Origin of the sequence: Sphingorhabdus sp., assembly GCF_044357595.1 — a bacterium.
Classification (GTDB): domain Bacteria; phylum Pseudomonadota; class Alphaproteobacteria; order Sphingomonadales; family Sphingomonadaceae; genus Sphingorhabdus_B.
In genome coordinates this window covers 16,638-32,413 of record NZ_JBIKPH010000011.1, presented here as the reverse complement: position 1 = coordinate 32,413, position 15,776 = coordinate 16,638, and the positions used below count along the sequence as shown (strand labels likewise).

The 15,776-nt window shown below is 54.7% G+C and carries 13 protein-coding genes; 8 read left to right on the top strand and 5 right to left on the bottom strand.

Annotated elements, in window-relative coordinates; all coding sequences use genetic code 11:
- Window positions 1-185 precede the first annotated feature (185 nt).
- Together ACIQ2T_RS03015 and ACIQ2T_RS03010 are read left to right on the top strand one after the other, a co-directional pair.
- Window positions 186-1,298, top strand: a complete 1,113-nt coding sequence (locus ACIQ2T_RS03015; protein WP_397589507.1) for an ATP phosphoribosyltransferase regulatory subunit — start codon at window positions 186-188, stop codon at window positions 1,296-1,298.
- A 138-nt stretch (window positions 1,299-1,436) separates the two neighbouring features.
- Window positions 1,437-2,726, top strand: coding sequence for an adenylosuccinate synthase (locus ACIQ2T_RS03010; RefSeq protein ID WP_397589506.1), 1,290 nt, complete (start codon window positions 1,437-1,439; stop codon window positions 2,724-2,726).
- Here ACIQ2T_RS03010 and ACIQ2T_RS03005 read toward each other — a convergent pair.
- Entirely contained in the window at window positions 2,723-4,024 is a 1,302-nt protein-coding gene (locus tag ACIQ2T_RS03005; RefSeq protein ID WP_397589505.1) for a spinster family MFS transporter, read from the bottom strand. The genes ACIQ2T_RS03010 and ACIQ2T_RS03005 overlap by 4 nt on opposite strands.
- A gap of 172 nt (window positions 4,025-4,196) precedes the next feature.
- Between ACIQ2T_RS03005 and ACIQ2T_RS03000 the strand changes: the two genes are divergently transcribed.
- Window positions 4,197-4,934 carry a class I SAM-dependent methyltransferase gene (locus tag ACIQ2T_RS03000; RefSeq protein WP_397589504.1) on the top strand — a complete coding sequence of 246 codons (738 nt, stop codon included), beginning with the start codon at window positions 4,197-4,199 and terminating at the stop codon, window positions 4,932-4,934.
- Here ACIQ2T_RS03000 and ACIQ2T_RS02995 read toward each other — a convergent pair.
- The gene (locus tag ACIQ2T_RS02995; protein ID WP_397589503.1) at window positions 4,931-6,274 is read right to left on the bottom strand and encodes a dicarboxylate/amino acid:cation symporter; all 1,344 of its coding nucleotides are present in this window, start codon (window positions 6,272-6,274) and stop codon (window positions 4,931-4,933) included. The genes ACIQ2T_RS03000 and ACIQ2T_RS02995 overlap by 4 nt on opposite strands.
- Window positions 6,275-6,459: 185 nt before the next feature.
- Here ACIQ2T_RS02995 and ACIQ2T_RS02990 point away from each other — a divergent pair, with 185 nt between their 5' ends.
- Window positions 6,460-11,109: an NAD-glutamate dehydrogenase gene (locus ACIQ2T_RS02990; RefSeq protein ID WP_397589502.1), complete on the top strand. Its 4,650-nt coding sequence runs from the start codon at window positions 6,460-6,462 to the stop codon at window positions 11,107-11,109.
- A 4-nt stretch (window positions 11,110-11,113) separates the two neighbouring features.
- Here the strand turns inward: ACIQ2T_RS02990 and ACIQ2T_RS02985 are convergent, their stop codons facing one another.
- The gene (locus ACIQ2T_RS02985) at window positions 11,114-11,239 is read right to left on the bottom strand and encodes a hypothetical protein (RefSeq protein WP_306062333.1); all 126 of its coding nucleotides are present in this window, start codon (window positions 11,237-11,239) and stop codon (window positions 11,114-11,116) included.
- A 127-nt stretch (window positions 11,240-11,366) separates the two neighbouring features.
- Entirely contained in the window at window positions 11,367-11,960 is a 594-nt protein-coding gene (locus ACIQ2T_RS02980) for an HD domain-containing protein (RefSeq protein ID WP_397589501.1), read from the bottom strand.
- Window positions 11,961-12,049: 89 nt separating this feature from the next.
- Between ACIQ2T_RS02980 and ACIQ2T_RS02975 the strand changes: the two genes are divergently transcribed.
- The 3 genes from ACIQ2T_RS02975 to yghX are packed head-to-tail and all read left to right on the top strand — an operon-like array spanning window position 12,050 to window position 14,901.
- Entirely contained in the window at window positions 12,050-13,186 is a 1,137-nt protein-coding gene (locus ACIQ2T_RS02975) for a sensor histidine kinase (RefSeq protein WP_397589500.1), read from the top strand.
- Complete coding sequence (locus ACIQ2T_RS02970) at window positions 13,183-13,983, top strand: LytR/AlgR family response regulator transcription factor (protein WP_397589499.1); 801 nt, start codon at window positions 13,183-13,185, stop codon at window positions 13,981-13,983. The genes ACIQ2T_RS02975 and ACIQ2T_RS02970 overlap by 4 nt, the downstream gene beginning before the upstream one ends.
- Before the next feature lie 12 nt (window positions 13,984-13,995).
- The gene (gene yghX, locus ACIQ2T_RS02965) at window positions 13,996-14,901 is read left to right on the top strand and encodes a YghX family hydrolase (protein ID WP_397589498.1); all 906 of its coding nucleotides are present in this window, start codon (window positions 13,996-13,998) and stop codon (window positions 14,899-14,901) included.
- On the opposite strand, the gene tadA is transcribed toward yghX, so the two are convergent.
- Complete coding sequence (tadA, locus tag ACIQ2T_RS02960) at window positions 14,898-15,353, bottom strand: tRNA adenosine(34) deaminase TadA (RefSeq protein WP_397589497.1); 456 nt, start codon at window positions 15,351-15,353, stop codon at window positions 14,898-14,900. The genes yghX and tadA overlap by 4 nt on opposite strands.
- Window positions 15,354-15,483: 130 nt before the next feature.
- On the opposite strand from tadA, the gene rpmB reads away from it, so the two are divergent.
- Window positions 15,484-15,774 carry a 50S ribosomal protein L28 gene (gene rpmB / locus ACIQ2T_RS02955; protein ID WP_125230549.1) on the top strand — a complete coding sequence of 97 codons (291 nt, stop codon included), beginning with the start codon at window positions 15,484-15,486 and terminating at the stop codon, window positions 15,772-15,774.
- The last annotated feature ends 2 nt before the right edge of the window (window positions 15,775-15,776 follow it).

Genomic DNA, 15,776 nt, shown 5'->3' with positions numbered 1-15,776 from the left:
TTGGCCGTCGCAGCGCCGGTGGCGAAGCAGTTCTGTTGCTCACGATGGACGCGGCGATCCCCGAAGCTGTCCTGAAGCAGCTTGGGTCGCTTCCCGGTGTGAAAACTGTAAAGGCGCTCAAGTTTTAGGGTCCTGACCCTAAGCTGGGGGCTTCCCCGCAAGGCGTTTTGGGGTAAAGAGCGCACATGAATATTCCGTCTAACTTATTGCCCGAAGGCTTCCGCGACCGACTTCCTCCCCAAGCGGAGGTTGCGGCGCGGGTGTCCCGTGCGATGATCGATGTGTTGGTGAGCAATGGCTACGCCCGTGTTGCCCCGGCAATGGCGGAATTTGAATCGGTGCTTGCCAAACATAGTGGTGACGCCGCCCGTAATCAGCATCTGCGGTTTACCGACCCAGTGTCGGGCCACACCCTGGCGCTGCGCGGGGACATTACTGTTCAAGTCGGACGCATAGCCACGACGCGGATGAAGGATGCATCGCGACCGCTGCGCTTGGCCTATCATGGTCAGGTTCTGCGTCTACGGGCCAAGCAACTGCGTCCCGAACGTGAACTCACGCAATTGGGCGCGGAGTTGGTTGGCAATGATAGCGTAGCCGCGGCTTGCGAAATTGTTGGTATGGCCATTGATGCGCTTGAAGCGGCCGGTGTGAAAGACATCACCATTGATTTTACCTTGCCCGACTTGGTGGAACGGCTTGCGGAAAAGGCTTTGCCCTTGCCCGCTGACAAAATCGACGCTGTGCGGTCGGAATTGGATATGAAGGATGCAGGCGGGCTGAGCGCGCTTGGCGCCGAGGCCTATCTGCCATTGCTCGCCGCAACGGGCCCATTTGCAGAAGCGGTGGAGAAACTCCGCGCGATTGACGCAGGCGGCGCATTGGCATCGCGTATTCATGCGTTGGAAGCCATTGCAAGCACCGTGGCTGGCCGCGCGAATGTGACGTTGGATCCCACTGAACGGCATGGCTTTGAATATCAAAGCTGGTTTGGATTTACGATTTTCGCCAAGGGGTACAGCGCGGCGCTTGGTCGTGGTGGCACTTATTATATTGATCGTGCCGATGGACCTTCGGAACCGGCAACGGGTTTCTCGCTCTATCCCGACCCATTGATTGATCTGGCAGACGAAGGCGTTGTCCAGCGGATTTTCTTGGCCTTTGGCACAGATGCTTCCACGGGTGCAAAACTACGCAGCGACGGTTGGATAACTGTCGCCGCGTTGGATGAAAATGACGACGCCGTTTTGTTGGGCTGCACCCACAAATGGACCAATGGTCAAGCCATCCCCGTCTGAAATTTCCTTCAACGCAGCTTTGGGGTGGACGCAAGCGCCACATAATCATAACGGATCGTACGGCGAATCCCTTCGCAGGAAAAACGTCCTGCGCAGAAAAAGGCCCCAGAGCTATCTGGCTTTGACAGGAAATATCTGATGGCGAATGTAACCGTAATTGGCGCTCAGTGGGGCGACGAGGGTAAAGGCAAGATCGTAGATTGGCTGGCAGAACGTGCTGACGCCGTTGTCCGCTTTCAAGGCGGGCATAATGCCGGCCACACTTTGGTCGTTGGCGAAAATGTTTATAAATTATCGTTGCTGCCTTCGGGCATAGTCACCGGCACGCTGTCGATTATCGGCAACGGGGTCGTCCTTGACCCATGGGCGTTGCGTGATGAAATGGTAAAGCTGCGCGGGCAGGGCGTTTCGATAACGACCGAGAATTTCGCGCTTGCAGATAACTGCGCATTGATCTTGCCGATCCACCGTGACCTTGACGGGTTGCGCGAGACTGCAGCAGGTTCGGGCAAGATCGGCACCACAGGCCGCGGTATTGGCCCTGCCTATGAAGACAAGGTGGGTCGCCGCGCGATTCGTGTGTGCGACCTTGCCCATCTGGATGCCTTGGATGCCCAGCTTAACCGGCTTTGTGCGCACCATGATGCCTTGCGTGCCGGATTTGGCGAGCCGCCAGTGGATCGCGCCCGCCTGATTGCCGATTTGAAAGATATCGCTCCCTTTGTTCTGGAATATGCCGAGCCCGTGTGGAGGCGCTTAAATAAAGTGCGCAAGGCAGGGGCACGGATATTGTTCGAAGGCGCCCAGGGCGTCTTGCTCGACGTGGACCATGGCACTTATCCGTTCGTCACTTCGTCCAATACTGTTTCCGGCACGGCCGCCTCCGGCTCCGGCCTTGGCCCAAGCGCGGCGGGCTTTGTGTTGGGTATCGTTAAGGCTTACACCACGCGCGTCGGGTCAGGGCCATTCCCGACCGAGCTTGAGGATGAAACCGGCCAGCGGCTTGGTGAGCGCGGTCATGAATTTGGCACTGTCACAGGCCGAAAGCGCCGCTGTGGCTGGTTTGATGCGGTTATCGTGCGCCAAAGCTGCGCTGTGTCCGGTGTGACCGGTATTGCGCTGACCAAGCTGGACGTGCTTGATGGTTTTGACACGATCAAGATTTGCACTGGTTACCGACTGAACGGCAAGGTCTATGACTATCTGCCAGCGCATGCCGCAGATCAAGCCGCCGTGGAGCCCATTTACGAAGAGATGCCCGGTTGGCAGGAGACGACGGCCGGCGCGCGCAGTTGGGCCGATCTGCCTGCTCAAGCGATTAAATATATCTCGCGTGTGCAGGAATTGATCGAGACACCTGTGGCGTTGGTATCAACCTCCCCGCAACGCGAAGATACCATCTTGGTGCGCGATCCTTTCGCCGACTAACCGCTTTTTAGTTCAGCCTTAAGCCGCAAGCTTGCCCGCCAGAAGAAAAAGGCGGGGATTAGGCCAAGCCACGCTGCGCCATACAGCACCCATCGGACGCTTTCATCGCCGGCATAGGGCTTGAAAGCGTCCGACATGATGCCAAACAACAATGGCCCAAGGCCAAGGCCAATCAGGTTTTGGGCGAACAGCATTACTGCTGCGGCGATCGCGCGGGCCTCTGGTTTTACCAACCCCTGAACACAGGCGTAGGTCGGGCCATAATAGGCTGCATTCAAAGCCGTTGGCACGACCAACAACAAAATCGCCACGCGCCAGTCGGTTGCAAAATAGCCAAGGAACAGGATCGGCGCGGCGATGAACATACCTATAGCGGGGGTAGTCAGCACATGGCGCTTGTCCATCTTGCCAAATTTGTCGGCCATCATGCCGCCAAGCCATGTACCAATCATGCCAGCGACACCCAAAACAAGCCCAAGCAGCAACCCTGTTTCACCAGGGCTTAGGCCATGGGAACGGATGAACAAAATGACCGCCCAAACGCTTTTTCCGTAGGACAAAAACGCCGTGAATGATGCGGCGACGGCCAACATGATAAAGGCGCGCGAGCTAAAAACTTCCTTCAACGCTTCTTTTGTGGAGAGGACCTCACGGGCTTTTTCGCCTGACAAAGCGCGCGCTGCTGCCTCAGCCTTGCGGGGCTCCCGCAATATGAAGGGCAACAATGCGGCCAATATCAAACCTGGAATGGCGACCACCATGAATGCCACGCGCCAGCCATATGCATCGTTCAATACGCCGCCGATGACGAGGCCCAATAAGCTGCCAATGGGTATGCCCAGTCCATAAAAAGCGATGGCGGACGATCTTTTTTCGGCAGGCACGCTGTCGGTGATAAGCGAATGTGCCGCTGGCGTGCATCCCGCCTCGCCAACACCAACACCTACTCTGGCGAGTGCAAGCTGTGCGAAGTTTTGCGCTAATCCGCACAACGCGGTCATAGCCGACCAAACCGCCAGAGATATTGATATGAGGCCTACGCGGTTGGTTCCGCTATTATCGGCATAGCGCGCAATCGGGATACCCAGAAGCGTGTAAAAAAGCGCGAAAGCAAGCCCAGTCAGCAGACCGATTTGGGTGTCCGAAAGGCCGAGATCGCGACTGATGGGTTCGGCAAGTATGTTCACGATCTGTCGATCGAGAAAGTTCAGTACATAAACGATCATCAATACCCACAGCAGCAGTCTAGGATTTGTAACCTTATGCGTTGCAGGGGGTGCCTTTTGGCCTTCGTTCATGACTGCCTTCTCCTCTGTCTTCGTTATGGAATAAATTTTGACATTGTCAAAGGCTTGGAGGGTTCATGAAACGGTCATTATAATCGGGTGTGACTATAGGAAGGTTTAGATAATCAGTTAGTCCCACAAGTCTGTCATTGACTGTTGCGTGTGGGACGGCTCTGGGGGCAGAATGACAACTCGCGAAACGACGGCGTATATGCCTCTCAATGATTTGGATCTTAACCTGTCATTGGGGGATCGTTTCATGGTCATGGCTTATGGTGCCATTCAGTGGCCTTGGTTGTTGCGCAGCCTCGATGGCGGACGCAAGAAAGATAAAGCGGCGCTTCTTACCTATCTCGACCTGCCGCTTGATGCGCTGCCCAATTTGGGAAGCTGGAAAGCCGACACCCATTTTTTATGGCACATCGTCTCGGCAATTGAAGAAATGCGTCCGGAACAGGTTGTCGAACTTGGCTGCGGCGCGTCTACCTTTGTGGCGGCGCGCGCTTTGCAGTTGTTTGGCGGTGGCAAGCTTGTCAGTTATGATCAGCACGCTGCGTTTGCCAAAACCACGCAAGGCTGGATCCACGACAACAACATGGCGGTCGAAATTCGTCATGCACCACTGGGCGCGCCGCCAGCAGGATGGCCAGGTCATTGGTATCAGCTGTCCGACGTCCCAGCAGAAATTGACCTACTTATCATCGACGGACCGCCATGGGCGCTTCATCCGCATGTGCGCGGTGCGGCATCAAGCCTGTTTCCGCGTATCCGTCCCGGGGGCCGGATTTTGCTAGATGATGCAGCACGCCCCGGTGAACGGGTCGTTGCGCGGCGCTGGCGCAAAGAACAGCGCAACATGGAATTCACGCTCGACAGTAAAGGCGCCAAGGGCACCTTGCTTGGACACAAGCACCCCGCTTAAACTTTTGTCTTTCGCGCTTTAGTGGCCTTATTGCTGGCGAGGTCTAACCCCGCCTTGCCACCAGCAGCGGTGTGAGATGGCGCATGCGGCGTTTCCTGATATTCTGGCTCCTCTACCTCAAGCATGCCTTCCCACTTTGTGATGACTGACGTTGCTACTGCGTTGCCGACAACGTTCGTCGCGGTCCGGCCCATATCAAGGAACTGGTCAATGGCGAGGATAAGGGCAACGCCCTCCACCGGGAGGTCGAACATCGCTAAAGTGCCCGTGATGACCACCAAAGATGCGCGCGGTACAGCGGCAACGCCCTTCGATGAAATCATCAGCGTAAGCAGGATTAGGATTTGCGTCCCGATGGGCAGATCAATGCCATAGGCTTGCGCGATAAAGATCGTTGCAAAGCTCATATACATCATCGAACCATCAAGGTTGAAGCTGTAGCCAAGCGGCAGCATGAAGCCAGATATCCGGCGCGGAACACCGAAACGATCAAGCTGTTCGAACAGTTTAGGCAGCGCGGCCTCGCTTGATGCGGTGGAAAATGCGATGAGCATGGGCTCGCGGATGTAGCGGATGAGTGTCCAAATCCGCCGTCCAAGGAAAATCGCGCCAATCGAAAGCAGGATGGTCCACAACAAGGCAAGCGACAGATAAAATTCTGTCACCAGTTCTAGGTAGGTCGCAAGGATCGCGAGACCACTTTTTGACACAACTGCCGCAAGTGCGCCAAATACGGCGATTGGCGCGAAGCGCATGACATAATGCGTGATTTGCAGCATCATTTCAGCCAGTGCCTCTGCACCACGAACCAATGGCGCACCTTTCTCGCCCAGCGCCGAAAGCGCGATTCCAGCAAATAAAGCGAACACTAAAATCTGCAAAATATTGTTCGTTGCCATAGCTTCAAAGGCATTTTTCGGGAAAATCGATAGGATGAATTCCCAGAAATCAAGCTTCTTGACTTCGCCTATCGTAGCCGCGGCATTGGAAATGGTATCGACAGGCGCGCCGATACCAGGCTGGAATATATTGACCATCAACAAACCAAGACCAATGGAGATGAAGCTCGCGATGATAAACCAAGTAATCGCGCGGAACCCGATACGTCCCAAAGCTGAACTGTCCCCCATGTGCGTGATACCGACAACGATCGTTGACAGGATCAGCGGTGCGACGAGCAGCTTTATGAGATTAAGGAAAATATCGGAGAGCAGTTTGAATGTCTTTGTCAGATATTCGAATTGCGTGCTGTCAGGTGCGAAATTTTGATGGACAGTGTAACCAACTGCCACGCCCAGGATCATTCCTGCCAAAATCCACAATGTAAGCCGTTTATCCACTTAACTCTCCAAAACCTGTAAGTTCTGCGCGACGCTACACAGGAGAAATAATCCTCGCAACAAGTTACGGATGTGACTTGTTTAAGCTTAAGAAGAGGGTCATAAGCTTTGTAATAAAATTACAACGCATTTTGTCGTTGAACATGGCACATAACCATTTGCTTTCGGGCTTAGGAGACAATTTCATGGCGGCCGCCAAAATTGCTAAAAAGATCGGAAAAATAAACAAGACCCTTTTGAACGATATGGTGTCCGCCTTTGCCCAGACCGCTTTACCGGGCGAGAATGAAGGCTTTGATGCCAAAGCGGCCGAGGATGCCGCGCGATTCACAATTGAGACTGGCCTTTACCGCAAGCCGGGCACCGCCGCTATAGCACTGGATAGCTTTACCGATGCGCGGGGCCGTTTGATGATGCGCGTTGCGTTGAACAACGACGATATGCCCTTTTTGGTGGACTCGGTTTCTTCTGCCGTGGCCGCTTGTGGCATAGCCGTGAAACGCATCATTCACCCCGTGTTGAGTGTTGTCCGCGATGACGCGCTGACGCTTTTAGAGATCAGCCGGAAGCGGGAAGTAGGGCAGGCCTGCGAGTCCTTCATTTACTTGGAAACAGAGCGTGTCGACGCACGCGCGCGCCGCAAGCTTGAAAACATTCTATCCGCTGTTCTGGCCGATGTGCGCGGCGCGGTTACAGACTGGCGCAATATGCTCGCGGCCTTATCCGCTGACGCCGATAGCTTGCGCGACAGCGAAGGTACTGCCCTCATTCGCTGGTTCCTCGACAACAACATGACCATATTGGCGCATGAGCGGATCAGCAGCGATGGCGCGCGATCCGACCGCCTTGGGTTATCGCGCGTTACCGATGCGCCCATCCTTGCGGAAGATAGCGTTGCTCTGGCCATAAAATGGTTTGAAGATAGCGGAATCGCGCCATTGGTGCTCAAATCCAACAGGGTTTCGACCGTCCATCGTAGCGTGCAGTTGGACCTTATCGTCATTCCAGTCAAAACGGGCGGGCGTATTAAGGGCTTAGCGGTCACTGCAGGGCTTTGGACGAGCGCGGCACTCGCAACTGCCCCAGAGGAGATACCGCTGCTCAGGACGCATCTGGCGTCGCTTATGAAGCGCTTTGGCTTTGATCCCTCGGGTCACGCCGGCAAGGCAATGGCGCATGCGCTGACAGCTTTACCGCACGACCTTTTGGTTGCCCTAAAATTGGATGATCTGGAGCGTGTGACGTTGACCGCCATGTCGCTGACGGATCGCCCCCGTCCCAAACTGATTGCCCTGCGTTCCCCGCTTGGCCGCCACCTGTATATCTTTGTCTGGTTACCGCGCGATGATGTTTCGACCGGTATCCGCAAACAAATTCAGACAATGCTCATGGACGCTACAGGCGGCGGTTTGCTGGGCTGGACTATTGGTTTGGAAGATGGCGGCGTTGCGTTGCTGCGATACACGCTCGATTTGCCTGACCGCGCGCAGAATGTGGATGAAACTGCTCTTGGTGCAAAGCTTGAGCTGATGGTGCGTGGCTGGGAACCTGCCGTGGAAGCGGCATTGGTCCGATTGACAGATGAAAAGCGCGCTGCGGCGATGCTGGTTCGTTACGGACCGGGGTTTCCGGCAAATTACCGCAGTACCTATTCGACGGAAGAAGCCGCACGCGATATGGTCGGTCTGCTTGCGATGGAGCGCGACCACAGCAAGATCACGCGGCTGATTGCAGAGGACAACAAGCTTCGTCTGAAGATTTACAGCAATGGCGGCGCCATGCCGCTGAGCAACGTTGTTCCGGCGCTAGAAAATTTCGGTTTTGATGTCTTGGAGGAATCTCCAACAGCGTTGGGTGACGGCAATTATATACATGACTTCCGTTTGGCCCTGCGCGGCGGCGATGTGTCGACTGTCCTGCAAAATCCACATGTCTTGGAAGGCGCGCTCAGCCAAGTTCTGGATGGAACGTTCGAAAATGATGTATTCAACCAGTTGGTGACTATCGGCGGGCTTGATCCCCACTCGGTTATATGGCTGCGGGCATGGTATCGCTATTTGCGTCAGACTGGCGTGACTTACGGCATGCCAACGGTGGTTTCAGCTTTGGCCAAAAATGCCAGCATTACACGGTCGATCATATCGCTATTTGACGCCCTGCATAATCCCGCAGCGACCGGAAACCGTGACAGGGAAGCGGCGAAATTCCATAAATTGATTACGGCCGATCTTGGGGCAGTGTCGGCGATTGATGAAGACCGCATTTTGCGCCGATTCATAGCCATTGTCTTGGCGACAGAGCGCACCAACGCCTTTTCTGCAGCAGCAACTGAGGCGCTTGCCTTCAAGCTTGATTGCGCAAAAGTCCCCGGGCTGCCAGCACCGCTGCCTTGGCGCGAAGTGTTTGTGTATTCACCGCGGGTGGAGGGTATCCATTTGCGTGCCGGACCTGTCGCGCGCGGTGGCTTGCGCTGGTCCGACCGGCGCGATGACTTCCGCACGGAGGTTCTTGGCCTGATGAAGGCGCAACGGGTGAAAAACGCCGTTATCGTTCCCACCGGAGCCAAAGGCGGGTTCTACCCTAAGCGCTTGCCCGACATGCGCGTTGACCGCGATGCGTGGTTTGCGGAAGGCACCGAGGCCTATAAAATATTCATCCGGACGTTGCTTTCCATCACAGACAACATTGTCAACGACCGGATCGTTCACCCCGATAATGTGGTCATCCATGATGGCGACGACCCTTATTTTGTGGTTGCAGCCGACAAGGGCACAGCGACATTTTCTGACACCGCCAATGCCATCGCGCTTGAACGTAATTTCTGGCTTGGCGATGCGTTCGCCAGCGGTGGCTCGGTTGGTTATGACCATAAGGCGATGGGCATCACCGCAAAGGGCGGCTGGCTATCAGTACAGCGCCATTTCGCCGAAATGGGTGTCGATGTTCAAAAGGAACCCATCACGGTTGCGGGTGTCGGCGATATGTCCGGCGATGTTTTTGGCAACGGCATGTTGCTGTCAAAGACGCTGAAAATTGTCGCTGCATTTGACCATCGGCATATTTTCTTCGACCCCAATCCCGACCCCGCGACCAGTTGGAAAGAACGTCAGCGGTTGTTTAACCTGCCGCGTTCCAGCTGGCTTGATTATGATGCGAAGTTTATTTCCAAGGGTGGCGGCGTGTTCGCGCGCACGGACAAAATCATCAAAACAACATCTGAAATCAGAAGCTTGCTTGGCATTGATGCGAAAGAAATTGAACCATCTGCATTGATGACCGCGATACTAAAAGCGCCGGTTCAATTGATGTGGTTCGCCGGAATAGGGACATATATTAAGGACCGGAGCGAAAGCCATTTGGACGTTGGCGACCCCGGCAATGACTTTATTCGTGTGAACGGCGCGGATGTTCAGGCGCAGGTGATCGGCGAGGGTGCGAACCTTGGCGTGACGCAAGCCGGCCGTATTGGTTATGCTTTGCGCGGTGGCCGTATCAACACTGACTTCATCGACAATAGCGCTGGTGTGGATTGTTCTGACCATGAAGTGAACATCAAAATCGCGCTGAACGCACAAATGCGCGTTGGCAAGTTGAAGATGCAGGCGCGCAATGTTTTGCTCACCGATATGACTGACGCGGTTGCACATTTGGTGCTGGAGGATAACCGGTTGCAGACATTGGCGCTCTCGATTGCAGAAACCGGCGGTGCGGCCGATCTGCCTGCTTATGTGCGCCTAATAGAAATTTTTGAAGCTGCGGGTAAACTTGACCGTATGGTCGAAGGGCTGGCGCCAAACGAGGCGTTGTTCCGGCGGGCAAGTGAAGGGCGTGCCCTGACCCGGCCCGAGCTGGCCGTTTTGCTTTCCACAGCGAAGCTTGCGGCGCAGGACGGTATTGAAGAGGCGCCTTTGGCGCAGGACACGTCCATGGATGCCGAGCTTTTGGCAGCGTTCCCCGACGTGATGGTGAAGGCACATAAGCCAGCGATTTTGGCGCACCGGCTGCGCAGGGAGATCATCGCTACAAAATTGGCCAACCGAATGATCAACCGGCTTGGCATGCTCCATCCATTTGAGCTGGCCGAGGAGGAAGGATGTCGGCTGGGTGATGTAGCCGCCGCTTTCGCCATTGCCGAGCGCATTTATGATCTGCCGTCCCTGTGGCATGCCATCGACACTACGCCCATGCCCGAAACAGCCCGCTTGATGTTGTTCAATCAACTTGCGGTGGAAACCCGTGCGCAAATGGCAGACATCATCCGTAATGCCCATGAGGGCCGCGATGTCAGCGCAGCTACTGCGGTCTATGCGCCAGTGGTGCAGAAGTTGTCAGCGGCGTTGGACGGGTTGCTGCCCAATGATATACGGCTTCAAACCGAACGCTTTGGCGCGCGCTTGACGGAAAATGGTGCGCCACGCAAAATTGCCGACCGTTTGGTGCAATTGGCGCAGTTGGATGGTGCTATCGGGCTGGCGGCGCTTTCTTCGGTGCAAAAGGGTGATGTAACCGCGCTAACACGGGCGTTTACTGCCCTTGGTGATGCACTTGGTCTAAGCTGGGCGCAGGGAGCAGCGATGCAAATTGACCCACACGATCCGTGGGAGCGGTTGCTGGTCGCAGGTCTGGCGCGCGATTTCCAAACCATGCGCCTCGATTTCCTGCGCCGCCGTGCCGCCAAAAAACCGCTTGAGGATGCGCAAACTTGGTTACAGGCCAATGCGGTCCGCGTCAGAGTGTTCAAGGCTATGGTCGACCGTGCACGCATTACGGGTGTGCCAACCCCCGCAATGTTGGCGCAGGTTGCGGGGCAGGCAAGGGTCTTGCTTGGGCGTTAACGGTTCAGCTTTTGGGACCTAAGCCTGCTGGATTACCCTTCGCCGAAGGGTTCGATGCGTTTTGCTTTTTGGGCTTTTCGGCCTTTGGCTTGCGGACTTCGCGGCTCGATTTCTTTTGGCTTTTCGCCATAATATTTCCCCTCAAGGGAAGATTGCTCGCGCAAACTCCGGATCACTGGTCAGTTTGAGCCGACCACTGTTATTCAAATATAAGCATACACTGCCCCTGTTAAAAGGGTGTCTGCGCATAATGCTGCTTAAGCTGCGGTTTCTACCGCCCTTTTATAGATGCTGTTCAGCGGGCTGCGGAAAAACTTCATCACCATTGGTTCGAAAAACTCCAGCGGGAGGGTATCGTACTCAGGATCGAACGATGGACAGTCATATTTGTCGATAAATTCTTCAGTTTCTGCAAACCATTCATGGCCCCGAAACTGCTCCCGCATGTCGCGGTCGAGGCCCAAATGATGGAAGAAATTTTGCCCCTGGAAAATTCCGTGATTTTGCACAATCCAAAGGAGCTTTTCGGAAACGAAGGGCTTCAATATGGCAGCGGCGATATCGGGATGGTTGGTAGCGCCGAGCGTGTCGCCAATGTCGTGGAGCAATGCCATGATGACATAATCCTCATCCCGTCCATCACGATGTGCTCGCGTCGCTGTCTGCAATGAGTGCGTCAACCGGTCGACCGCAAACCCGCCAAAGTCACCATCAAGCAATTTGAGATGGTCCAATATCCGGCGTCCGCCATCTTGCGAAAACGGAATATTGTGCCGCATGATGATTTGCCAATCCTCTTGCGTGCTTTCTGACATGTCGTGAAAATTTGCGCGATCGTCTTGATTGTCCATTGCCGGTATCCCCTCAGGCGTGTGTTTAACATTGTTGGCTGATGAAACAAGGGCTTCAAGCATAAGCGAAATGCGGCTAGACCGATTATATGGCGATATTAGAGCTTTCGGATAAACCCTTTTTCGCGGACAAAAACCGCGCTTTTTGGAACCTGCATTCGGCCGGTTGGGGCGGCGCTACTGCGCTCTACGCTGTTACGGTTATTGCAAACGGGCAACCGTTAAGTTTTCTGATTCCGGTGCTCATTTCCGCAGTCACCGGGTATTCTGTCACGTTAATACTATCGGTTGTATACCGCTATGTAATTGAAAAACGACCATTTATGACGTGGGGGACCACTTTGCTCGCGGTCATGAGCGCAACGCTGCTTTACGCGTATATTGACACATGGGTTGTTCAAACGATCAGGGAGGGTGCAGACCAAACGCCCTTTGCCCAATTGTTATTAGGGGCGTTGTTCAAGGATAGCCTTCTCGTCGGTGCATGGTCCGCGTTGTATTACGCGATCAATTATTTCGTGCGCGCCGAGGAGCAGGCAGACCAAATGATGCGGCTTGAAGCGCAAGCCACCAGCGCGCAGCTCACAATGTTGCGGTATCAGCTTAATCCGCATTTTCTGTTCAACACTTTGAACAGCATATCGACTTTGGTGTTACTCAAACAGACCGACCAAGCCAATGCCATGTTGTCGCGTTTGTCCTCGTTCCTGCGTTTTACCCTCATTAATGAAGCTGCGGCCAAGGTGCCGCTCACCCAAGAAATCGAAACTTTGAAGCTCTACCTTGATATCGAAAAAATGCGGTTCGAAGAACGGTTGCGAACATTTTTCACGATTGAGCCTGCGGTTCAAGACGCTCTGGTGCCATCTTTATTGCTTCAGCCTTTGGTGGAAAACGCCATCAAATATGCCGTAACGCCGAAGGAGGAAGGCGCCGACATTTCCGTTGTCGCTCAACTCGTCGGGCAAAGGGTTCGGATTACCGTTTCGGACACAGGGCCGGGCTTGCAGCCGGGGCAGCAAGACTACAGCCTATCCACAGGGGTTGGGATGGCGAACACGCGTGAGCGCTTGTTACAGGCATATGGTGACGACCAACGTTTTGAACATTATGTCAAAGCCGGGGGAGGATTTGAGGTTTTGTTGGAACTACCTTATCAAACCGGGATTATGGCAGGGGACGACAACCAAGCGGGGGCTAAGTCGCAAGGAAAGATATCCGCATGAGCATTCGTACAATATTGGTCGACGATGAAAAGCTGGCCATCCAGGGTCTCGAATTAAGGCTTCAGCCTTTTGAGGACATCGAGATTGTAGCAACCTGCCACAATGGTCGTGAGGCTATTCGCAAGATAAAGACGCTGAAACCAGACTTGGTTTTTCTCGATATTCAGATGCCAGGGTTTGATGGCTTTTCGGTTGTGCAGGGCGTGATGGATATTGATCCGCCGTTGTTCGTGTTTGTGACAGCATATTCCGAACATGCGATTAAAGCGTTTGAGGCGCAGGCCATCGATTATCTGATGAAGCCAGTAGAACCCGAGCGTCTGGCTGATACCATGGACCGCGTGCGCAGCCGTCTATCCGACAAACGCACCTCGGATGAGCTTGAGCGCCTGCGCACGGTCATAAATGAAGTCGCGCCAAACGCTGCCGATAATCTCGGGTCTATAGATGAGGATATGGCGTCTTCGCGCTTTGAAAAGCTGATCAATATTAAGGATCGCGGTCAGATTTTCCGTGTCGATGTTGAAAGCATTGAACGTATTGATGCTGCTGGCGACTATATGTGCATTTACACGGCCGACAACTCGCTGATACTACGCGAAACAATGAAGGATCTGGAAAAGCGGCTCGACCCGCGGACGTTCCAGCGGGTCCACCGTTCGACGATCGTCAATCTGGACCAAGTGCGGCAGGTCAAGCCGCACACAAATGGCGAATGCTTTTTGGTGCTGGGGTCCGGCGCGCAGGTGAAGGTCAGCCGGTCGTATCGCGACGTTGTCGCCCGTTTTGTGCATTGAGGAGTATAAGGGATGAAGCCAACCAGCGGTTCAACACGCATGAAGGCCAGCGATTTTCACCCCTATATTCTCGAAATCTTTGACGGCTACGTCCATGGCAAGATGACCAAGCGCGAATTTATGCGTGAGGCGGGCAAGTTTGCGGCAGCCGGCGTGACCGGGTTGATGATTCTCAATCAGTTGCAGCCTGATTATGCACTGGCGCAGCAAGTGCGGGCGGATGACCCTGCGATCATCACGTCACGCGTTACAGTGCCAAGTCCCGATGGCCATGGCAGCATCAACGGCTTGCTGGCCAAACCTGCCAAGGCAAAAGGCAAGTTGCCTGCGGTGTTGGTCATCCACGAAAACCGTGGGCTCAATCCTTATGTCGAAGATGTTGTCCGGCGTTTGGCTAAGGCTGGTTATATCGCCCTTGGCCCAGATGGACTATCATCGGTCGGCGGCTATCCCGGTAATGATGAGACAGGTCGCGATTTGCAGGCGAAGTTGGACCCCAGAAAATTGCTTGAGGATTTCTTCGCCAGCTTTGAATATCTGCGCGATCATCCCGAAAGCACTGGCAAGGTTGGCGCAGTTGGATTTTGCTATGGCGGCGGCGTGTGCAATGCGCTGGCGGTGGCCTATCCCGAAATGGCCGCATCGGTGCCTTATTACGGCCGTCAACCCCGCGCCGAAGAGGTTCCCGCAATAAAGGCGCCTTTGCTGGTCCAATATGCCGAGGTGGACGAACGTATCAACATGGGCTGGTTGCCGTATCAGGCGGCGCTCATTGCAAACCAGAAGCGCTTCTCAGTGCATTTCTATGCTGGAACGCAGCATGGGTTCCATAATGATAGCACGCCACGATTCGATAAGGCGGCGGCGGACCTGTCTTGGGCACGGACACTCGCGTTTTTAGGGGAAAATCTGCGCTAACGGCGGCTGGCGAAAAAATCCCTGAGCAAAATGGCGGATACGTCTGCTGCAATGCCCGCATACACCTCCGGCTTGTGGTGCAGGGTCGCTTGTTCAAATAACCGCGGACCATGCGCCACAGCGCCGCCCTTGGGATCGTCCGCGCCATAATAGAGGCGCGCGATGCGGGCATGGGCAATCGCGCCAGCACACATGGCGCAGGGCTCCAGCGTTACCCATAACTCGCAGTCGGTAAGGCGTTCATTGCCAAGTTGCGCGGCCGCGGCGCGGATCGCAATGATTTCGGCATGCGCGGTGGGGTCATGGCTGTCGATAGGGCGGTTCGACCCGCGGCCGATAATGACGCCATCCTTGACGACGATTGCGCCAACTGGCACCTCGCCTTGCGCAGCAGCTGCACGCGCTAGATTAAGCGCTTCGTTCATCATTTCGCGGGCTTTGATCAGGGACATGTTATTTTGCTAGCGCAGATTACCGCTTTTGACCACACATCGACTTGACCTTTTCGGCGTGGAGCGTTAGGGGCAGCGACTTTCGCGGGACAGTGATTCCGTATACACTCATTTATACAGGACATACATCATGGCGCGCATCTGCGAACTCACCGGTAAGGGCCGTCTGGTCGGCAACAATGTGAGCCACGCCAACAACAAGACAAAGCGCACATTCTTGCCAAACCTGCAGAATGTTACCCTGTTGTCGGACGCTCTTGAGCAAGGCTACAAGTTCCGCGTTTCGACCCACGGCCTGCGTTCGGTTGAGCATGTTGGCGGTCTCGACAACTGGTTGTTGAAGACTTCGGACGAGAAACTTTCGACCAATGCACGCAAAGTGAAAAAAGAAATCGCCAAGAAGCAAAAAGCTGCGGCGTAAGG